The 21415-nt window shown below is 37.2% G+C and carries 23 protein-coding genes; 14 read left to right on the plus strand and 9 right to left on the minus strand.

Annotated features, from left to right (window positions below):
- The first annotated feature begins 10 nt into the window (after positions 1–10).
- Positions 11–1429 (plus strand): Glu/Leu/Phe/Val family dehydrogenase, encoded by a 1419-nt coding sequence (locus EO766_RS09635; protein WP_074419937.1) that lies wholly within the window; start codon positions 11–13, stop codon positions 1427–1429.
- 120 nt (positions 1430–1549) lie between these two features.
- The gene (locus tag EO766_RS09640) at positions 1550–3028 is read left to right on the plus strand and encodes a hypothetical protein (RefSeq protein WP_074419938.1); all 1479 of its coding nucleotides are present in this window, start codon (positions 1550–1552) and stop codon (positions 3026–3028) included.
- Here EO766_RS09640 and EO766_RS09645 read toward each other — a convergent pair.
- Complete coding sequence (locus tag EO766_RS09645) at positions 3019–3450, minus strand: type I restriction enzyme HsdR N-terminal domain-containing protein (protein WP_074419939.1); 432 nt, start codon at positions 3448–3450, stop codon at positions 3019–3021. The two genes, EO766_RS09640 and EO766_RS09645, sit on opposite strands and share 10 nt — an antisense overlap.
- Positions 3451–3674: 224 nt before the next feature.
- On the opposite strand from EO766_RS09645, the gene EO766_RS09650 reads away from it, so the two are divergent.
- Positions 3675–4445 (plus strand): AMP nucleosidase, encoded by a 771-nt coding sequence (locus EO766_RS09650; RefSeq protein WP_074419940.1) that lies wholly within the window; start codon positions 3675–3677, stop codon positions 4443–4445.
- On the opposite strand, the gene EO766_RS09655 is transcribed toward EO766_RS09650, so the two are convergent.
- Positions 4442–5098, minus strand: coding sequence for a heme exporter protein CcmB (locus EO766_RS09655; protein ID WP_074419941.1), 657 nt, complete (start codon positions 5096–5098; stop codon positions 4442–4444). The two genes, EO766_RS09650 and EO766_RS09655, sit on opposite strands and share 4 nt — an antisense overlap.
- Positions 5098–5667, minus strand: coding sequence for a thymidine kinase (locus EO766_RS09660; RefSeq protein WP_074419963.1), 570 nt, complete (start codon positions 5665–5667; stop codon positions 5098–5100). Before EO766_RS09660 ends, EO766_RS09655 begins: the two co-directional genes overlap by 1 nt.
- Before the next feature lie 74 nt (positions 5668–5741).
- Between EO766_RS09660 and EO766_RS09665 the strand changes: the two genes are divergently transcribed.
- A complete protein-coding gene (locus EO766_RS09665; RefSeq protein WP_074419942.1) occupies positions 5742–6374 on the plus strand; it encodes a DUF8457 domain-containing protein in 633 nt (210 codons plus the stop codon).
- On the opposite strand, the gene EO766_RS09670 is transcribed toward EO766_RS09665, so the two are convergent.
- Complete coding sequence (locus EO766_RS09670) at positions 6347–7606, minus strand: 3-deoxy-D-manno-octulosonic acid transferase (protein ID WP_074419943.1); 1260 nt, start codon at positions 7604–7606, stop codon at positions 6347–6349. The genes EO766_RS09665 and EO766_RS09670 overlap by 28 nt on opposite strands.
- A gap of 118 nt (positions 7607–7724) precedes the next feature.
- Here EO766_RS09670 and EO766_RS09675 point away from each other — a divergent pair, with 118 nt between their 5' ends.
- The 7 genes from EO766_RS09675 to EO766_RS09705 all read left to right on the plus strand — a co-directional run bounded on the left by EO766_RS09675 (position 7725) and on the right by EO766_RS09705 (position 14416).
- Positions 7725–8855 carry a DegT/DnrJ/EryC1/StrS family aminotransferase gene (locus EO766_RS09675; RefSeq protein ID WP_074419944.1) on the plus strand — a complete coding sequence of 377 codons (1131 nt, stop codon included), beginning with the start codon at positions 7725–7727 and terminating at the stop codon, positions 8853–8855.
- Between the two features lie 3 nt (positions 8856–8858).
- Positions 8859–10160, plus strand: a complete 1302-nt coding sequence (locus EO766_RS09680) for a UDP-glucose dehydrogenase family protein (RefSeq protein WP_074419945.1) — start codon at positions 8859–8861, stop codon at positions 10158–10160.
- 10 nt (positions 10161–10170) lie between these two features.
- Complete coding sequence (locus EO766_RS09685) at positions 10171–11151, plus strand: UDP-glucuronic acid decarboxylase family protein (protein WP_074419946.1); 981 nt, start codon at positions 10171–10173, stop codon at positions 11149–11151.
- 21 nt (positions 11152–11172) lie between these two features.
- Positions 11173–12447 carry a nucleotide sugar dehydrogenase gene (locus tag EO766_RS09690; RefSeq protein WP_074419947.1) on the plus strand — a complete coding sequence of 425 codons (1275 nt, stop codon included), beginning with the start codon at positions 11173–11175 and terminating at the stop codon, positions 12445–12447.
- Between the two features lie 9 nt (positions 12448–12456).
- Positions 12457–13350: a dTDP-4-dehydrorhamnose reductase gene (gene rfbD / locus EO766_RS09695; RefSeq protein WP_074419948.1), complete on the plus strand. Its 894-nt coding sequence runs from the start codon at positions 12457–12459 to the stop codon at positions 13348–13350.
- Positions 13351–13447: 97 nt separating this feature from the next.
- Positions 13448–13912 (plus strand): redoxin domain-containing protein, encoded by a 465-nt coding sequence (locus EO766_RS09700; protein ID WP_074419949.1) that lies wholly within the window; start codon positions 13448–13450, stop codon positions 13910–13912.
- Positions 13913–14068: 156 nt separating this feature from the next.
- Positions 14069–14416 (plus strand): T9SS type A sorting domain-containing protein, encoded by a 348-nt coding sequence (locus EO766_RS09705; RefSeq protein ID WP_074421153.1) that lies wholly within the window; start codon positions 14069–14071, stop codon positions 14414–14416.
- 7 nt (positions 14417–14423) lie between these two features.
- On the opposite strand, the gene EO766_RS09710 is transcribed toward EO766_RS09705, so the two are convergent.
- Positions 14424–15599: a class I SAM-dependent rRNA methyltransferase gene (locus EO766_RS09710; RefSeq protein ID WP_074419951.1), complete on the minus strand. Its 1176-nt coding sequence runs from the start codon at positions 15597–15599 to the stop codon at positions 14424–14426.
- 92 nt (positions 15600–15691) lie between these two features.
- On the opposite strand from EO766_RS09710, the gene EO766_RS09715 reads away from it, so the two are divergent.
- Together EO766_RS09715 and dnaJ are read left to right on the plus strand one after the other, a co-directional pair.
- Positions 15692–16252, plus strand: a complete 561-nt coding sequence (locus EO766_RS09715; RefSeq protein WP_074419952.1) for a nucleotide exchange factor GrpE — start codon at positions 15692–15694, stop codon at positions 16250–16252.
- Positions 16253–16292: 40 nt separating this feature from the next.
- Positions 16293–17453, plus strand: a complete 1161-nt coding sequence (dnaJ, locus tag EO766_RS09720; RefSeq protein WP_074419953.1) for a molecular chaperone DnaJ — start codon at positions 16293–16295, stop codon at positions 17451–17453.
- Positions 17454–17574: 121 nt separating this feature from the next.
- Here dnaJ and rfaE2 read toward each other — a convergent pair whose 3' ends face one another.
- From rfaE2 to panC, 4 genes are read right to left on the minus strand one after another with little or no spacing between them, the layout of a single operon-like run.
- On the minus strand, positions 17575–18069 hold the full coding sequence (gene rfaE2, locus EO766_RS09725; RefSeq protein WP_081301280.1) for a D-glycero-beta-D-manno-heptose 1-phosphate adenylyltransferase: 495 nt from the start codon (positions 18067–18069) through the stop codon (positions 17575–17577).
- A gap of 31 nt (positions 18070–18100) precedes the next feature.
- Positions 18101–19123, minus strand: a complete 1023-nt coding sequence (locus tag EO766_RS09730) for a lysylphosphatidylglycerol synthase transmembrane domain-containing protein (protein ID WP_068246550.1) — start codon at positions 19121–19123, stop codon at positions 18101–18103.
- Between the two features lie 40 nt (positions 19124–19163).
- Entirely contained in the window at positions 19164–19508 is a 345-nt protein-coding gene (gene panD, locus EO766_RS09735) for an aspartate 1-decarboxylase (RefSeq protein WP_068246547.1), read from the minus strand.
- Positions 19509–19558: 50 nt separating this feature from the next.
- Positions 19559–20413 (minus strand): pantoate--beta-alanine ligase, encoded by an 855-nt coding sequence (gene panC, locus EO766_RS09740; protein ID WP_074419954.1) that lies wholly within the window; start codon positions 20411–20413, stop codon positions 19559–19561.
- A 105-nt stretch (positions 20414–20518) separates the two neighbouring features.
- Between panC and EO766_RS09745 the strand changes: the two genes are divergently transcribed.
- Positions 20519–21331, plus strand: coding sequence for a glycogen/starch synthase (locus EO766_RS09745; protein ID WP_074419955.1), 813 nt, complete (start codon positions 20519–20521; stop codon positions 21329–21331).
- The last annotated feature ends 84 nt before the right edge of the window (positions 21332–21415 follow it).

Below are 21415 nucleotides of genomic sequence, written 5' to 3' on the forward strand. Positions count from 1 at the left end.
ACGATTGATTATGTCAAATGAACAGTACAGCTTTTTTCATAACGTAGAACGCAGTTTTGATAAAGCAGCAGAATTTACCAAATGGGATAAAGGTTTGTTAGAACAAATCAAAGCCTGTAACAGCGTGTATAGAATGCGTTTTCCTGTTAAAATGGATGACGGCAGGATAGAAGTAATTGAAGCCTATCGGGTACAACACAGTCAGCACAAATCACCCTGTAAAGGGGGTATTCGCTTCAGTGAAGCAGTTGATCAGGACGAGGTAATGGCTTTGGCCAGTTTAATGACTTATAAATGCGCCATTGTAAATGTGCCTTTTGGTGGGGCCAAAGGTGGAATTAAAATTAATCCCAGAAATTACAGCACTTATGAGTTAGAAAAAATTACCCGCCGTTATACCAGTGAATTGGTAAAGAAAAATTTTATTGGTCCCGGCATAGATGTTCCGGCACCTGATTATGGAACAGGAGAAAGAGAGATGGCCTGGATTGTAGATACCTATGCTTCATTAAAACCCGGCGAAATTGATGCTGCCGGTTGTGTTACCGGAAAACCCGTATCGCAGGGTGGGGTTCGGGGCAGAAAAGAAGCCACCGGATTGGGGGTATTTTATGGTGTTCGCGAAGTATGCAATATGGCCGGCAGAATGAAAAAATTAGGTCTTACTCCCGGTGTTGAAGGAAAGCGAGTAGTAGTGCAGGGTTTGGGTAATGTGGGCTATCACTCTGCAAAATTTTTCAGAGAGCATGGTTCAATCGTTATTGCCATTGCTGAATATGAAGGTGCTATATTTAACCCCAACGGTTTGAATGAGGAAGCGGTATTTCAGCATCGAAAATCAACCGGTTCAATTTTAAATTTTCCCGGTGCAACAAATATTGTAAAAAGTACTGATGCATTGGAGTTAGAATGTGATATTTTGATACCTGCAGCATTGGAGAATGTAATTAATGGCAATAATGCAGACCGCATCAAAGCAAAAATTATTGGAGAAGCTGCCAACGGTCCATTAACACCTGAAGCCGATGCTATTTTAAACAAAAAAGGCACTTTAATTGTGCCCGATATGTACTTAAATGCCGGTGGAGTAACGGTGTCTTATTTTGAATGGCTTAAAAACCTTTCACATGTGCGTTATGGCCGTTTGGAAAAAAGGTTTACTGAAAATATGAATAGCCATATTTTAACGCAAATGGAAGGACTAACCGGGAAAAAAGTTTCTGATGCTGAAAGAAAATTCATTATGCATGGGGCTGAAGAAGTAGATTTAGTGCATAGCGGATTGGAAGAAACCATGATTACTGCTACACAGGAAATTATTGAGATTTGGGATAAAAATTCTGAAATTCCTGATATGCGTACTGCAGCATATGTTTGTGCTATTAATAAAGTAGCTATTTCATATAATGAATTGGGAATTTTCCCATAATCTGCTTCATGTACAATGCTGAATAATATTGCCGTTGCTTTTGCAACGGCTTTTTTTCGGTGTACAAAAATTGATGATACCAAATGAATTCATTAATTTAACTGTTGATTCATTGATGATATGAGAAACCTTATTGCTATATTCCTGCTCATTCCTGTTTGCATTGAAGCACAACCGCCCAAATGGATCAATAATATTTTAAGTAATGAGGTGATTAAAATTCCCGTTTATCAGATAGATGCAGTCAGTACTTCTGTTTTGTATTTACCCATGCCTTTTGCCAAATCTGATTTTGTTGATACTGCCGGTGTCTTTCATTTACAACATGCAGATATTTTATCGGTTGATTTGGTATTTACTGATTATCCTGCAGTCAAAACATTAACATCACTCAATGGTGCCCGGTTCAAATCATTGCTACAACTTATTCCCTTTATTCATGATCAATCTTTTACACAATGGAGAATGATTCGCCAAACCAATGGAAAGGATGCCATCACTTCAGAACAATTGATGCACGGATTCGTAATTCATTATCGTTCCTTTCCTACACTTGCCTCGGTTCAAAAAGAATTAACCCTGGTAAAACAAACAGCAACTGCACTCCGGCAATTATCATATCATCCGGTTCTGCAAACTGCTTCCAATGCACCTGAACCGGCTAAAAAAATCAGGTATTGGGATGTAATTTATGGTTCATCAGCATCCACCGCATCTGTATTCTATATCAAAAATAGGCCGGTATTGCAAATTGCTGATACTGTTTTTACTTCAATTGTACCATCCGATTCAATTGTGCAAATGCCTTTTAAGGCTGCCATGCAAAAAAGAATGCTTACCCGGCAACAACAACAAAAGTTTCAAAAAGCAACACAATTGTATTGTTTATTAGGTGCACCACGTGAATGGTCGGATGATCAACCGCATCAATCAGTTGTAATCGCCAATCCATTACCGTTACCAGACATAACATTATTACATAACCTGCGGCAACAAACATTCAAACAGGCATTATTGGTGGTAGATGTTACGGCCAGTATGTCGTTGTATACGGTACAACTGTTACATTGGTTGCAACAAACAGATACGCTGCATTCCATTAAACAGTTTTCCTGTTTTAATGATGGAGATGATATGCCTACAGAGCAAAAGGTAATGGGGCATACCGGCGGTATTTATATAACGCCATACACCAATATTAAAAATGCTGCTGCATTGATGGAAACTGCCATGCAAAAGGGTTCCGGGGGTGATACGCCCGAAAATGTTTGTGAGGCGCTCATTCAATCTATAGCGCGTTGTGCAGATTGTAAAGAAGTTGTTTTAATAGCTGATAACTGGGCGCCGGTAAGAGATATTGAACTGGTACAAGAAATAAAAAAGCCGGTACACATTATGATTTGCGGTGGTACAATTGGCGTGCATCCTGATTATGTAACCATTGCCTATAAAACCGGTGGAAGTTTGCATTTCACTGATAAAACAATTTCAGATTTTAGTGCGTTGCAAAATGGGGGGGAGCTGCTGATCCGTTCTTTGCCATTCCGGATAGATAAAAATGGCCGGGTTATGGTTAGTATCCACAGCCGTCATGAATGATATTCGGGTAAATCGTCAAGGGCTTTTCCATTCATGGTATCCCAACAAAAACTTTGGTTCCCATTTGTTATTACCAGATAATCGGTTTTTAATATTTGTTGGTATGATAAAATCTGGTCAATAATAGAAGTGGATAAGGATACCTTCATCTCCTTACATTCTATCAGCATCCAGGGCACCTTGTTTTTATAAATGGCAATATCAAATCTTTTCTTTTTATCGCTTATCCGTATTTCCTGTTCAACTGCAATCAACGATGCAGGATATTTTTTTTCTTTTACCAGATAATTTAAAAAATTTTGTCGTACCCATTCTTCCGGCGTTAAGGTTACCCAGCTTTTTCTGATTGTATCAAAAATAAAAGCTTTTTCGCCTTGTTCTTTAATACTAAAATCCGGTTTGGGGTACTGTATTTGAATCATGATTTGAAGTTGGTTTTTGCCATCTCAATTTTTTTGAAATAGTTTGTAAATATACGTTTTGATATTTTTTTAATGGAAGCATGCAGAATTTAAGCAAAAAATGGCTACATTTACCGGTTAAACTATTGGGAAATATTGAAATAAATCAATTACCTGTTGTTTTGAAAATTAGAATGATGTAACGATTGTGTATTTAAATAATATACATTATATATTAAGAAATTATGAAAACAAAATCTGAAATTGTAAAAAACTGGTTACCCCGTTATACCGGCGAAAAATTAGAAAACTTTGGGGAATATATATTGCTCACCAATTTCAATAATTATGTTGAAAAATTTGCAGAATGGAATAAGGTAAATGTAGTGGGAAGAGATCGTTCTTTTCAATGTGCAACAGCGAATGATATTACGATTATTAATTTTGGGATGGGGAGTCCGGGTGCAGCCACGATTATGGATTTACTTTCAGCCATTGAACCCAAAGCAGTATTGTTTTTAGGAAAATGTGGTGGCTTAAAAAAACGTAATAAAATTGGTGATTTAATTTTACCCATTGCTGCCCTTCGCGGCGAAGGTACTTCTAACGATTATTTTCCACCTGAAGTGCCTGCACTGCCGGCATTTGCTTTGCAAAAAGCTATTTCAACCACCATTCGCGATAATAAAGTTGATTATTGGACAGGAACTGTTTACACTACCAACAGACGGGTTTGGGAACATGACGATGATTTTAAGGCCTACCTTACCAAGGTTCGTGCTTATGCCATTGATATGGAAACAGCAACAATATTTACTGTTGGTTTTTATAACCATATACCTACAGGGGCATTATTACTGGTAAGCGATTCTCCTATGATTCCTGAAGGGGTAAAAACAGAAGCAAGTGATAAAAAAGTAACCAGCAAATTTGTAGACCGTCATCTTAAAATTGGTATTGATTCACTTTTACAACTTAAAAATAACGGATTAACGGTAAGGCACTTGCGTTTTTAATCTTTCCATAAAAAAGGAAACAATATAAAGGCCAGTATGGCCACCATTGCATCGAGGCCAATCATTAAACCCACCATTTGCCAGAGGCCACCCTGAACAACAGAGGAAAAGCCAATGGATGCAATTTTGATGAGTAGCAATAGCTGCGGTATAATGAGTGGAAACCCCATGATAGCCATCAATGCAGCCTGTTGTTCTGCTTTAGCAGCAATGGCAGCTAAAAATGTAAATACCAAACTAAGGCTAAGCCCGCCTAACATACTAATACCCACAAAGGCGGTCATGTTTTTAAGTGGATTACCCAATAGCAAGGTAAATACAGCCAAACTAACAAGGCTCATCAATAACATGAGTATGGCATTGAACACCAGTTTTGCGATCATAAAATCGCCGGCACCTGCAATTGAATAAAAATACAACATTCTACCCCTGCTTTCAGCTAAAAAACTTTTGGCTACAGCATTAATGCATATAAATAATTGCACTACCCAAAATAAAGCATTCCAAACCCGATCTTCCGGTTGCCCCATACTTAAATACACTACAAAAATAGTAGAAGCCACATACAGTAAAATACCGTAGAAGGTATATTGCTGTCGGGTTTCGAGCAATATATCTTTTTTAATTAGGGCAATAATGTGCTGCTTGTTCATCAGGGCTTAATTTGATGGCATTTCCTGCATCTGGGTTCATAAATATCTTTTTCGCCCAATAAAACCTGGCCAGACTGTTCTGTTTTTCTATGCGATATGTTCGCGATATTGCCACATACTACACAAATGGCATGTAGTTTGGTAATGTAATCTGCTCGTGCTAACAAATTGGGCATTTGTCCAAATGGGTTGCCTAAATAATCCATATCTAATCCTGCAATAATAACGCGTATACCCCTTAAAGCCAATTTTTCACATACATCACCAATTTCATCATCAAAAAATTGCGCTTCGTCAATACCAACTACGTCAACATCCTGTGCCAAAAGTAGTATAGTTTGTGAATTTTCTATAGGAGTGGAAGCAATGGCATTGGCATCATGACTTACCACATCATTATCATCATATCTGGTATCAATTGCAGGTTTAAAAATTTCAACTTTCAAATTAGCAATTCTGGCTCTTTTCAATCTTCTAATCAGTTCTTCTGTTTTTCCGCTAAACATACTGCCGCATATCACTTCAATCCAACCAATTTTATCGCCTTTGATGTGTGGTTCTATAAACATTTTTTTAAAAGGGTTAATTGGTAAAAGCTTATTAACTTTAACCGTATTTTCAAACATCAAATGTATTACATCCTATGGAAAGAGTAGATACTCTTATCAACAAATTAAATGAGCAATGGGCAAAAAAAGAGTCATCGGCTGCTTTATTAGCCACTGTTCAATTGTTGCTGGCAGCCTTGCAGCAGGATCATCATCATGCGCCTGTGGGTAATCATGTATCGGTGGTGATGCCATTTCATTTTCCTGCTTCTGGTTCAGAACAGGCTATGCCCATTCCGGAAAAGAAAATTTTAGAGGATAATAAGGATACATCGAATACCTACATAGCAAATCTATTCCAAAAGCCAACATTCATTCCGCATCCTAACAAACCCGCCTCCGAATTTAAGGAAGGAATGGAAGGCGATAAAAGCCTGAACGAAAAATTAAAAACAGAAAAGAAAGAATTAGCAGCCACCTTACAGGAAGCACCCATAAAAGATTTACACAAAGCCATTGGCATTAACGATCGCTATCTTTTTGTGAATGAATTGTTTCATGGAGATGAAACCATGTTTGAAAGGAGTATTAAAACCATTAATGGTTTTGCATCTTTTCCGGAAGCTTCATTTTGGATGGAAAAAGAACTAAAACTGAAATTAGGCTGGCAGGATGAGAATGAAACAATTGCCACTTTTTATCAATTGGTTAAAAGAAGATTTTCCTGAATATATTTTATAATACCTCTGGTTGAACCAGCATGCTGTTGTACATAATTTCCGGAAATTTTACAGGCATTTGAATATAGCTCCGCTTCATTCAATAATTTTTTAAATTCTTGTTCAAGCATCAAAGCATCATCTATGCTAAAGGCTCCACCTAATTCAACCAAGGCTGTTGCTTCAAAAAATTTATCGTAAACGGGGCCAAAAACAACAGGTTTGCCATAAACGGCGGCTTCTAAAATATTATGTACCCCATCTTCCCCAAATCCACCTCCTACATAGCATATAGTGGCGTATCGGTACAATCGGCTTAACATACCAATATTATCAATGATTAAAGCGTTGCATCCTGAAAAATCGATACCTGCATGTAAACCGGAGTAGCAAATATTATTTTTATATAGTGCTTTGCATTCGGCAATTCTATCTTCATCAATTTCATGTGGGGCAATAATAAAGCATAACTCAGGATGGGAATTGGCAAAATGATCTAAGGCTTCATCGTCTTCTGTCCATGTACTGCCAGCAACAATAACCTGCCTGTTTTGAATAAATTGTTCAATCAATGCATTTTGATAAGACTCAAGGGCAATATTAATAACACGGTCAAATCTGGTATCTCCGGCAACAGTGGTTTTATTGTCCAATCCAATAGAAGCAAGTAGTTTTTTTGAATCCTGATTTTGAACAAACAGATGTTGAAAGCAATGTAGCATGTTTCGATGCAGGCCTCCATACCATTTAAAAAATGGCTGGTTGCCTCTGAAAATGCCTGATACCAAAATGGCAGGGATATTTTTATTTTTGATAGCAGTTAAATAATAATACCAAAATTCATATTTAACAAATACTACCAAAGCAGGCATTGTTATGGTCAGCCATTGCTCAGCATGGGCAGCACTATCCATTGGTAAATAAAACATCCAATCAGCAATGGCATCATTCTTTTTTGCTTCATAACCCGAAGGAGAAAAAAAAGTAACCAGAATTTTATAAGCAGGAAATTGGGTTTTTATCTGTTCCATTAATGGCCTTCCCTGTTCAAATTCGCCTAATGAGGCGCAATGAAACCAAACAGTGGGTGAAGTATTGTTTTGTAAAGCATCTGAAACCTGATCAAAAATATTTTTTCTGCCGGTTAACCACAAAGCAGCCTTTTTATTGCCACGTTGAATGAGCCTGGCAATAACCACATACAATTTTAAAAAAAGGTTATAAAAAAAAAGTTGCCACATAATTGTTGGTACAAATAAACGCTTTTAAACCATTTAATGTACAAGTTATGGCATGAAATATGTAAAACTGTTTTCAATTATAATTTTGTTTTACTTTTGCCGCACTTAAATTGAGCCCATGAAACCAATTCAAATGGTGGATACCAAAACCCAGTATCTTAAAATTAAAGATGCTATACAAGAAGGAATTCAGGAAGTGTTAGAGAGTGCTGCATATATTAATGGGCCTGCTGTTCAAAGGTTTACCCATTCTTTAAATACCTATATGGGGTCCAAACACACCATTCCTTGTGCCAATGGTACCGATGCGTTACAAATTGCTTTAATGGCATTGGGTTTACAACCCGGCGATGAAATAATTACTCCATCCTTTACCTATATTGCAACTACTGAAGTGGTGGCTTTATTGCGTTTAAAGCCGGTGTTTGTTGATGTGGATCCTGTTACATTTTGTATTGACCCCAATGTTATTGAAAAATCCATTACTCCAAAAACCAAAGCAATTGTGCCGGTGCATTTATACGGACAGGCGGCGAATATGGAAGCAATTATGGCCATTGCAGAAGCACACCATTTATTTGTTGTGGAAGATAATGCGCAGGCCATTGGTTGTAACTATACCTTCTCAAATGGTACAACTGTAAAAACAGGAACCATTGGCCATATTGGATGTACCTCTTTTTATCCCAGTAAAAATTTAGGTGCTTATGGTGATGGGGGTGCTATGTTTACCAACGATGACACATTGGCGGACAAACTGCGAATAATTGCTAATCATGGTCAAAAGGTTAGGTATTATCATGATGTGGTAGGATGTAATTCCAGATTAGATGCCATACAGGCCGCTATTTTAGATGTTAAATTAAAACACCTGGATGAATATATTGCCGCACGTAATCAGACTGCTGCATTTTATAACCAGGCATTTGCCAACCATGCAAATATTACTGTGCCGGGTATTGCATCGTATTCAAACCATGTTTATCATCAATATACGCTGGTATTGAATAATGCTGACAGAGATGCTTTGAATGCCTATTTGGCTGAACAAAAAATTCCTTCCATGATCTATTATCCTGTACCCGGCCATAAACAAAAAATGTTCAGCACATTTGGTTTGCCGGAAGTGCAGTTGCCTGTTACTGACTGGCTTACCGAACGGGTAATTTCACTGCCCATGCATACAGAATTAGATGCAGAACAATTAGGATATATTACCACGCATGTTTTAAATTTTTTAAATAAATAATATATGAAGATAGCAGTTGTTGGTACCGGATATGTTGGATTAGTTTCCGGAACCTGTTTTGCTGAAACCGGAAATCATGTTACTTGTATTGATATAGATGCCAAAAAGGTGCAAAAATTAGCTGCCGGCACCATTACCATTTATGAGCCGGGTTTAGAAAAAATTTTCATCAGAAACTTAAATGAAAAGCGGTTAGATTTTACTACCCATCTTGCCGAAGGCATAAAAGATGCACAAATCATTTTTCTGGCATTGCCTACCCCGCCGGGGGAAGATGGTTCTGCTGACTTAAAATATATTTTAGGGGTTGCAGACCAGTTAGGAAAATTATTAAACGGTTATAAAGTAATAGTTGATAAAAGTACCGTTCCGGTTGGAACGGCCGATAAAGTAAAAGCAGCCATTGCCGCAAATTTTAAGGGTGAATTTGATGTGGTAAGTAATCCTGAATTTTTAAGAGAAGGTGTTGCTGTAGATGATTTTATGAAACCAGACAGGGTAGTGATTGGTACTACTTCTGAAAGAGCCAGAAAAATAATGGGTGAATTGTATGCTCCGTATGTGCGGCAAGGTAATCCCGTTATATTTATGGATGAAAAAAGTGCAGAGCTCACAAAATATGCTGCCAATTCTTTTTTGGCAACCAAAATATCATTCATGAATGAAATTGCACAACTCTGCGAAAAGTTAGGAGCAGATGTGGATATGGTACGCAGGGGTATTGGTAGTGACGAACGCATTGGAAAACGATTTTTATTTCCTGGTATTGGTTATGGTGGCAGTTGCTTTCCAAAAGATGTGCAGGCCTTAATTAAATCTGCCGAACAAGTGCAATACGATTTTAAAATTTTAAAAGCAGTTGAAACAGTAAATGAAAACCAAAAATTGCACCTGCTTCCTAAAATAAAAAATTATTTTTCAGGCAAACTGACAGGTAAGCATTTTGCATTGTGGGGTTTAGCTTTTAAACCGAATACAGATGATATTCGTGAAGCACCTGCTTTGTATATCATTCAGGTATTATTAGCCGAAGGTGCTACCATTACAGCTTTTGATCCGGAAGCAATGCACAATGTGCAACAGCAAATTGGCGATCGTATTCACTATGCAAAAGATCAGTATGAAGCCCTGCAAAATGCAGATGCATTAATTATTGCTACTGAGTGGAATGAATTCAGAACACCCGATTTTGACGAAATGGTAAAAAGAATGAATCAGAAAACTATATTTGATGGCAGAAATTTATTTGAAGTAAAAATCATGCAGGATAAAGGTTTTTATTACGAAAGTATTGGCCGTCCATAAAAACAATTACATGGAAAAAAAACGCATTCTCATTACCGGAGCAGCCGGATTTTTAGGCTCGCATTTATGCGACAGATTTATAAAAGAAGGCTATGATGTTATTGGTATGGATAACCTGATTACAGGCGATCTGCGCAATATTGAGCACCTGTTTAAACTGCCCGAATTTGAATTTTATCATCACGATATATCTAAATTTATACATGTACCCGGTAAGCTGGATTATATTCTTCACTTTGCCTCTCCGGCCAGCCCCATCGATTATTTGAAAATACCCATTCAAACTTTAAAAGTTGGCTCATTGGGAACGCATAATTGTTTGGGTTTGGCAAAAGAAAAGAAAGCAAGAATGCTCATTGCTTCTACTTCAGAAGTATACGGCGACCCATTAGTGCACCCTCAAAATGAATCGTACTGGGGAAATGTGAATCCAATCGGTCCTCGTGGTGTATATGATGAAGCCAAAAGATTTCAGGAAGCCATTACCATGGCATACCATACCTATCATGGATTAGAAACCCGTATTGTTCGTATTTTCAATACGTATGGCCCTCGTATGCGTTTAAATGATGGCCGGGCATTACCCGCTTTCATTGGTCAGGCTTTGCGTGGGGAAGATTTAACCGTATTTGGTGACGGAAGCCAGACTCGCTCTTTTTGTTACGTAGATGATTTAATTGAAGGAATTTACAGATTGTTGTTAAGTGATTATCCTTATCCGGTAAACATTGGCAATCCCAATGAAATCAGTTTAAAAGATTTTGCAGAAGAAGTATTGAAATTAACCGGCGCCGCTGTAAAAATAGTGTACAAACCCTTACCTGTAGATGATCCAAAGCAAAGGCAACCCGATATTACAAAAGCAAAAGAAATTTTAGGATGGCAACCCACTATTGACAGAGCAGAGGGCTTGAAGCGCACTTATAATTATTTTAAATCTTTACCACATGAAGAATTATTTAAGCAGCCAAAAGAATTTGTTCAGCATTAAATTGTATTCAACAAAAAAATTATGCAGCAAAAAGAGAAAGTAGCTATTATTGGCTTAGGCTATGTGGGGCTTTCTCTTGCATTGGCATTTGCCAAAAAAAGAGCAGTAATAGGCTTTGATATTAATGCTGATAAAATTCAATTACTGCAAAATAAGATTGATCCAAATCAGGAATTTGATGCAGATGCTTTCAATGATATTGATATTCAATTTACAGATCAGCTAAAAGATATTGCCGGTGCTGATTATTATATTGTTGCAGTACCTACTCCTGTAAATGGAGAACGGATTCCTAATTTAACAGCATTGCTCAATGCCTGTAAAAGTGTGGGAACCGTTATTACTCCCGGTAATATTGTTATTTTCGAATCCACCGTTTATCCCGGTTGTACCGAGGAAGATTGTATTCCTTTGATTGAACAGGTAAGTGGCTTAAAAGCGGGTACTGATTTTTTTTATGGATACTCTCCCGAACGAATTAATCCAGGTGATGCGCAACATACCCTGGAGCAAGTGATAAAAGTAGTAGCAGGGTGTAATGAATACGCCACTTCAAAAGTTGCTGCATTATATGGCGAAGTAGTGCAGGCAGGTATTCACATTGTACCGAATATTCAAACCGCAGAAGCCGCCAAAATAATAGAGAATACCCAACGCGATTTGAATATTGGATTGATGAATGAATTGTCGATGATTTTTGATAAAATGCAGTTAGATACCAAAGCCGTACTGGCTGCTGCAGCCACAAAATGGAATTTTATGCCATTTTCACCGGGGTTAGTGGGCGGTCATTGTATTGGTGTTGATCCCTATTACCTTACTTATAAAGCAGCCAGATTAGGCTATAATTCCCAAATTATTACTGCTGCAAGAATGATTAATGATGGAATGGGAAAATATGTTGCCGATAAAATTATACAACACTTAATTGTAGCTGTTGATGTGGTGAAAAGTGCGAAGGTGTTGGTGATGGGTGCTACTTTTAAAGAAAATGTATCAGATATCAGAAATGCCAAAATTGCTGATGTGGTATTTGCATTACAGCAATTGAATATACAGGTGCATGTAACAGACCCCAGAGCCAGTCACAATGCCCTGATGCAGGAATATGGATTTGGATTAACAACATCGGTTGAGAAAGATTATGATGTGGTTATTGTGGCTGTGCCACATAAAGAATATCTATTATTAACTGATGATTATTTTAGTTCTATTACACAACCACATGCATTGATTGTAGATATCAAAGGAATTTATTCAAACAAAATTTATTCCAGAAAATATTGGTCACTTTAATTTACGTTCATGTATTTACCAGTTGTACTTGTTACCGGAAAAAATGGTCAGTTAGGCAGTGAACTGCAACAACTTGCTGTTCAGTATAAAGCGCTGTTTCAGTTTATTTTTACAGATAAATCTACATTGGATATCACCAATCCTGATCTCGTTTACCATTTTTTTGAGCAACACAGGCCTCAGTTTTGCATTAACTGCGCCGCCTATACAGCTGTAGATAAAGCAGAAACTGAACAACAACAGGCCTATGCCATTAATGCAGAAGCTGTGAATACATTAGCCAAAGCCTGCGCTGCAACGAATGCTGGTTTCATTAGTTTTTCAACTGATTATGTTTTCGATGGCACACAAAATAAACCCTATAAGCCGGATGATGCTACGCAACCTGTTAACTATTATGGTTATTCAAAATACATGGGTGAACAACTGGCGCTTAAAAATTGTGAAAAATCAATCATTATTCGAACATCGTGGGTTTATAGCAGGTATGGCAATAATTTTGTAAAAACCATGTTGCGTTTAATGAAAGAACGAACTGAAATTAACGTGGTAAACGATCAATATGGCTGCCCAACCTATGCTGCGGATCTTGCAAAAGCTGTATTGGATATTTTGCAACCATTAAGCAATGCATCTTTCAATTATTTCCCATCCGGAATTTATCATTATGCCAATGAAGGTGCTATTTCATGGTTTCAATTTGCACAGGCTATACAGCAATTAACCCAATTGCCCTGTACTGTACATCCCATTCCATCATCTGCGTATCCAACTGCGGCAAAGCGGCCAATGTATAGTGTATTGAACATAAAAAAAATATTGCATGTGTTTCATCTGCAACAGACTAACTGGCGGCAGAGTTTACAAAGTTGTTTAACTGCAATGAAAGCTATGCAACAATAATATTCATATTGCCATAATATTTATATGTTATGGAACAATTTCAAAATTTTCTTGTTATAACTTCAGTTCATTCTAAACATTAAAAAATATAAATTTTATGCAATTACAAAAAGGAATGCAGGCACCTGATTTTGCGCTTTATGATACTGATAGAAATCAGGTAACATTAAGTTCATTGAAAGGCAAAAAAGTAATCTTGTTATTTTTTCCAATGGCTTTTACCGGTGTTTGTACCAAAGAATTATGTGCAGTTAGAGATGGTATGGCAGTTTATAATAATTCAGATGCAGTAGTATTGGGCATTTCAGTAGATTCTCCTTTTACTTTAGCAAAATTTAAAGAAGCAGAAGGCCTGAATTTTCAATTGTTGAGCGATTTCAATAAAGAAGTTTCAACGGCTTATGGTGCAATATATGACTCATTTATTGGATGGATGAAAGGTGTTAGTAAAAGAGCAGCATTTTTAATTGATGCCAATAGCACTATTCAATATGCAGAAGTTTTAGAAAATGCCGGCGATTTGCCTAATTTTGAAGCCATTCAACACATACTGGCAGCATAAATGTAGCCATTTTAAAAAGGGATTGTTTCGTTAACAATCCCTTATTTTTTCTACAAACCTGCTTCATATAATTGTACAGTTGTTGTAGTAATTACCAAAATGGTTCTCTTGTTCACCGGTATGCAGTAACTTAGCTAAGCAATTAAGTGTTGATTGATGACAAAACTTTGCTTTACAATTTTATTGTTTTTTACATGTTTTGCGGGCAATGCACATCCTGAAAAACCTGTTTTCCCTGATAATTTTGATCAGGTAAAATTGGTAACTGTCTACCCCAATCCTGCTACTTCATTCATTAATTTTGAATTTGAAGGAAATCAGAATTATAAAAATTATACTTTATATATATTCAGCTTTATTGGCAAAAAAATGAATGATTATTTGGTGGATGGTACCAAAATTACTGTTCCGCTGGATGATTATTACCGCGGCATGTATGTGTATCAGTTACGCAATCAAAACGGCATCATTGTTCAATCCGGGCGCTTTCAGGTAGTAAAATAATATTGCGCTATTGGTCTTGAACTTCTACAATTAAAAATTTCAGGTATTCCGTATTGTCTAATCCCCGGATGATTGGATGGTCATTGGATTGTGTTTGAAACAAAACCTGTCGTATTCTTTTTCTTGCATCCTTTGCAGCCATTTCAATGGTGGTTAAGAATTGCTGTGGTGTTATTAAATTGGTACAACTGGAGGTAACCAAAAAACCGCCGTTTTCTACTAATTTTATGCCGCGTAAATTAATTTCCTTGTATCCGTTTAATGCATTTTGAATATTGCTCCTGCTTTTGGTAAATGCAGGCGGGTCTAACATTACTACATCATATTTCTGTTCTTCTTTGGCCCATTGTTTCAGCACATCAAATGCATTGGCTACTTCAAACCGGCAAATGTTTTCTAATCCGTTTAAAGCCGCATTTTTATTGGCTTGCTGCACTGCCTGTTCGCTACTATCAATTCCTTTTACTTTTTTGGCACCAAAATGTGCAGCATGAATTTCGAATGTGCCGATATAAGTAAAAGCGCCTAAAACATTTGCATTTTTTACAATGGGTTCAATTGCATTCCGGTTGTGTTGCTGGTCTAAAAAATAACCGGTTTTTTGTCCGTTTTCTATATCCACATAAAATTGTAACCCGTTTTCATTCAATAGAATATTGGTGGGAAATGCAGCCGATAAAAACCCTTTTTGCTGTGGTAAACCCTCCAGTTCCCTTACTGGCACGTCATTGCGTTCATAAATTCCTTTAGGATGAAATATTTGTTCCAACGCAGCTATAATGGCAGGTTTCCATCGGTCAATACCCAATGCCAATGTTTGAATAACAAAATAAGCATTAAACTTATCAATAATCAGAGCGGGCAAACCATCGGCCTCACCAAAAACCAACCGGCAATTTTCCCGGTAGCCTAATTTTTGCCGGTATTGCCAGGCCAACATTATTCTATTGTAAAAAAAGTCTTCATCTATTTTTTCCTTTTTTCTTGTTAACAGCCGAACCGTGATCTGCGATTTTGGATTGTAATAGCCAATTCCAATCAATTTTTTATCATTGCTGTATACTTCAACCAAATCGCCTGGTGTAATGTGTTCGGGAATAGGTTGTAATTCATTCCCAAATATCCATGGATGGCCACCGGCAATTCGGGGATTCATTTTTTTGTTTAAAAAAACCTTTGTCATTTTGCAAAAATAAGCGCAACACCTGCCAATTTTACTGATTCAGGCTTATTGGCAAAAAAATTGCCTTTCTTTAATCACTTCAAATATAAACTATGCAAGGAAAAGACAAACACCAAAAACACCTTACTGAGAGTGATTTATCATTAAATACTGACGAAAATGCAGCCGGGTCTGCACATTTAAAAGAACCCGTGGCAGAACAGGGGGAAATAGAAAAATTAGAAGCCGAAATACAGGAACAAAAGGATAAATATTTACGTTTATTGGCTGAATTCGAAAATTTTAAGCGTAGAACAGCGAAAGAACGTTTGGAATTGCAACAAACAGCCGGAAAAGAAGTGATTGTATCTTTATTGGATGTATTGGATGATTGTGACAGGGCCGAGAAACAATTGAACAGCACAGATGATATTGCCCTGCAAAAAGAAGGTATTCAATTAGTTTTTAATAAACTAAGAAATGTGCTGCAAAACAAGGGGTTAAAAGTAATGGACAGCATGCAAACTGATTTTGATATTGAAAAACATGAGGCTATTACCGAAATTCCTGCTCCGAATGAAAGTTTAAAAGGTAAAGTATTAGATGAGGTACAAAAAGGCTATTATTTGAATGACAAACTGATACGTTTTGCGAAAGTAATTGTTGGAAAATAATATGTAGTGTCTACTACCACAATCACAAGAAAAATTCTATATGTCAAAAAGAGATTATTACGAAATCCTAAGTGTTTCTAAAACTGCTACTGCTGAAGAAATAAAAAAGTCGTACCGCAAAGTAGCAATGCAATACCATCCGGACAGAAATCCTGGCGATAAAGCGGCGGAAGAAAAATTTAAAGAAGCAGCAGAAGCCTATGAAGTGTTAAGTGATCCGGATAAACGTGCCCGCTACGACCGTTATGGCCATCAGGCTTTTGGCCCGGGAAGCAGTGGTTTTGGTGGTGCCCAAAATATGGAAGATATCTTTAGCCATTTTGGCGATATATTTGGAGATGATGTATTTGGCAGTTTTTTTGGCGGCGGAGGTTCCAGACGCGGTAACAGTGGCAGAAGACCAACCGGACAAAGAGGTAGTAATCTTCGGATAAAAATTAAACTAACTTTTGAAGAAATTGCCAAAGGAGTTAATAAACAGGTAAAAGTAAAAAAATACATTGTTTGTTCTACCTGTGGAGGCAATGGTGCAAAAGATAAAAACAGCATACAAACCTGTGGTACTTGTGGTGGCTCCGGACAGGTGCGGAAGGTTACCAATACTTTTTTAGGACAAATGCAAACAGTAACCACCTGCCCTACCTGTAATGGTGAGGGTAGTGCTGTCACCAATAAGTGTACTGCCTGTAAAGGTGAGGGAAGAGTATATGGCGAAGAAACCATTTCAATTGATGTACCTGCCGGCGTGCAGGAAGGTATGCAATTGAGCATGAGTGGAAAGGGCAATGCAGGAGAACGAGGAGGTATGCCTGGCGATTTACTCATTCAGATTGAAGAAGAAGCTCATTCTGATTTACAACGTGATGGGTTAAATGTAGCATTCGATTTGCATATTTCTATTCCGGAAGCCGTTTTTGGTACACAGGTAGAAGTACCTACTATTGATGGAAAAGCTAAAATTAAGATACCGCCCGGTACACAAAGCGGGAAAATATTTCGTTTAAAAGGGAAAGGCTTCCCCGAAGTACAGGGTTATGCTAAAGGTGATCAATTGATTCATGTCAATATCTGGACACCTCAAACAGTTTCGGCGGAAGAAAAGGAAATTTTGGAAAAATTAAGCCATAGCCCCAATTTTAAACCGCAGCCCGGTAAAAATGATAAATCATTTTTTGAAAGAGTAAAAGAAGCATTTCAATAAACTCAAAAGCCCCGAAAGGGGCTTTGGTTTTATAGGTATAATACTGAAAAATAGTTGGTAAAATCGTCTGTAATTCAATACAGAGTTGAGTTATAAGGAAGTTTGGTGAAAATATTTTCGACTAACCAAGTTGCCTTATTTTTTGAAGAATGCCAGTGGTAGAAAAACCTTCAATTATCGGATTAATGACTACACGACCATGATTGGCTAAAACTTCTTTTGCGCCTACAATAGTTTCAATTGTATAATCTCCACCCTTTACCAATACATCCGGTTCCAGTGATTTAATTAATTCTAACGGGGTATCTTCCTCAAAAATAACTACAGCATCCACCATTAATAAAGAGGCAAGTAATAGTACACGGCTATGTTCATGGTTAATTGGGCGCTCTGCACCTTTTAAGCGTTTGGTACTGGCATCACTATTTACACCCACTATCAAAAAATCTGCTTCTTCAGCAGCTTTTGATAGTGAGGCAATATGCCCTTCATGTAAAATATCAAAACAGCCATTGGTAAAAGCAACCGTTTTATTGCGCATTTTCCAGCCTGTTCTAATGGCTTTAAGGGTTGCTAAAGGCATTATTTTTTGTTGAATAGCTTGTGTGTACCGCATACATTTCCTATATAAAAATTCATTCAATTTGTTATGAAGCCTGTGATGTTGGCACCATTCTTTTTTTATTATACCAGGGTAATAATCCCAAACAAACAAATCCCCAAATTAATATAATAATAAATTGTGCAAACCATTGTAATGTTCCATTGGCATAACCAATTCCAAAAGCTATTCCGTTTTTTTCTAAAACCATTGCCATTAAATAAGCATAGGCTCCAATGCCGCCGGGTGTTACAATCATACCAATACTTGCAAAAGCTAATGCAGAAAAAGCTACAGGAATGCCTAAACCGTTGGTACCAACGGTAGCATAAAAACCAACCCAGGTGCCCAACAAGTATAATAACCAAATGCCAAAAGAATAAAAAATGAATAAGCCTTTTTGCTGAATATCTTTAATACTGCTTAATCCTTCCCAAATGCCACGTATAATTTTTTTTAATTGAATTACCAGTTTTAAATGCGCAAAACGGTTAAACCAATGCCTGATGATTACAATGATAATCAGCAAAATACCCATTGCAATGGCCATTTTCCGCACCGAAATTCCTCCCGATTTTGATTGAAAGGTTTCTTTGAATAACTGGATGGCATAGTCGCCTATAATTTCATATTGGGTTAGCAGCGCCAGCAGGAAAACAATTCCAAGCGATAGTACATCAAACGCCCTTTCGGCTACAATAGTGCCAACTAATTTTTCGGCGGGTACTTTTTCATAGCGTGCCAGCAATGTACACTTTAATACTTCACCCAGTCGGGGTACGGCCAAATTTGCCAGATAACCTATCATTACAGCAAAATAAGTATTGATGACAGATGGTTTATAGCCCATGGGTTGCATCAATATTTTCCAGCGCAGCGCTCTGAGAATATGGCTTAATGTAAGTATGAAAAATACCGGAATGAATAGTATATATTTTGCATGGGTTAAAGCGCCGGTAAACTCTCCCCACTGATTAGCAGGTATTTGATGAAGACTCCACCAAACCAAAAATATACCCAGCCCCAGGAAAAAAAGATATTTTACAAATACTTTCAGTTTTCTTTTCATGCAGGAAAATTCTACTGCAATTTACAGAAGCCTGTGTTAATTATAATTTATTTCCCGGTTTTGGAAAAACTACAATTGGTTTAAAAGTTTTGGCAGCGTCAAAATCCATGTGTGCATATGACATGATTACAATAATATCTCCAACAGCAGCTTTTCTAGCAGCCGGCCCGTTTAAACAGACCACGCCTGAACCTCGTTGCCCTTTAATTAAATAGGTTTCTAAACGTTCACCATTATTTACGTTCACCACCTGTATTTTCTCATTTTCAATCATATTGGCAGCATCCATTAAATCTTCATCTAAGGTTAAACTGCCAACATAATTCAAATTTGCCTCGGTAATTACCGCACGGTGAACTTTTGATTTTAATATTTCTATCAGCATAATGGGCGCAAATGTAAAAGATGATAGGATTATAACAAGTTTCCTTTTATTTAGTTAATCATCAAATTGTCAATTAACCGAACGCCTTGTATATATGCGGCTGCCAGTACAATGGTTCGGTTGGCAGGTTTCGTGGTTGATATTGGGGCAAGTGTAGCAGCATCTGCTATGCTAATGTAATCAACTTTTTCAAACCCAGCTTTCAACAGCATTTGGGTTGCCTGTTCCACTAATTCAGCTATTGTAAATTGTTGTATATTAGACTGAATAAATACAAGGCTTTGGTACAGAGCAGCTGCTTTTATCAAATTTTCTGCCGAAAGCCGCCTGTTTCTGGAACTCATGGCCAGTCCGCTTTGTTCACGAATAGTGGGTTGCAGGTGCAATTGTATTTTCAAAAATGCCGGGTTTAATTGTAATAAACGATTTATTACTATGCATTGTTGGTAATCTTTACTTCCCATGTACAGTTGATGCGGCTGAATAATGGTTAATAACCGGTCAACTATTTGACAAACGCCCTGAAAATGGCCTGGACGGTACTTGCCTTCTAAAATGGTTTCTAAGGTTCCTAAAGGGTATGGGGTAATCAGCTTTGGCCCATTGGGGTACATTTCTGAAACTGAAGGCAAAAACAAAACATCACACTGGTGGGTTATTAATAAAGCAATATCGGCTTCAATTGAAATGGGGTATTTTTCAAAATCTTCCGGATTATTGAATTGCGTTGGGTTTACAAAAATGCTGCAAATAGTAAAATTGTTGGCTTGTTTGGCTGCTTCAACCAGCGCAATATGGCCCTTATGCAAAGCCCCCATAGTGGGCACAAACCCAATTGAGGCATTGGCCTTTTTCTGAGATTGAATCATCTCCTGCAGTGCTATAATACTTTTACAAATGACCATATTTTGCCGATATTATTTTCTATAAATATGCTTTTATCACCTATTTGGTGTATTTTAATTAACTTTGCACCCTTATTTTTCGCCTCACTTAAATTGGCTTAGTAGATGTCAAAGAAAAGAATTTTATTTATTGCAACCGAAATGTCGCCTTATTTAGAGTTGACAGAGTTTGCAGAAATTGTAAACAAACTTGCAATAAAGAGCAATGACAGTGGTTTAGAAGTGCGTTGTATTATGCCCCGTTTTGGTGTTATTAATGAACGCCGGCATCGATTACATGAAGTAGTGCGTTTATCGGGAATTAATGTTTCGATTGATGATGATGATTATCCGCTTCAAATTAAGGTAGCTTCTTTACCGAATGCCCGCTTACAGGTTTATTTTTTAGAAAATGAAGATTTCTTTAAACGCAAACAAATTTTTCATGATGATGAAGAAAACTGGTTTGATGATAATGGCTTAAGAAGTATCTTTTTTTGTAAAGGAGCACTTGAAACGGTAAAAAAATTTGGCTGGCCTCCCGATATTATTCATTGCAGCGGCTGGATGACTGGTTTGGTGCCTGCCTATATTAAAACTGCCTACAAACGTGAGGCTGTGTTTAGTAACAGTAAGGTTGTTTTTACCGTAGGGCAAAATACATTTCAGGAAAAATTAAGTGCCGATTTTGTGAAGAAAGCAGTGATTAATGCCAATATTAAAGAGAAAGATTTAGAACTTTTTAAAGACGCTACCAACACTTCTCTTTTCAAAGGTGGTGCGCATTTTGCAGATGCCGTTACAATTGGTGATGATCAATTAGAGAAAAAACTAATGGACGATATCACAAAACTGAAAGGCAAAACCATTGTTCCTTTTAAAGGATGGGATTCTGATTTAACTGAGTATATAGAACTCTATCAGGAATTGTCTAAATAACCGTTGATCAAAAATTATACAGTTGTCTTAGCAACCCATTTATCATTATAACAATACTATTATCTTTGCTTACATTTCAATAAA

Source organism: Hydrotalea sp. AMD, from assembly GCF_004100315.1.
GTDB lineage: Bacteria > Bacteroidota > Bacteroidia > Chitinophagales > Chitinophagaceae > Hydrotalea > Hydrotalea flava.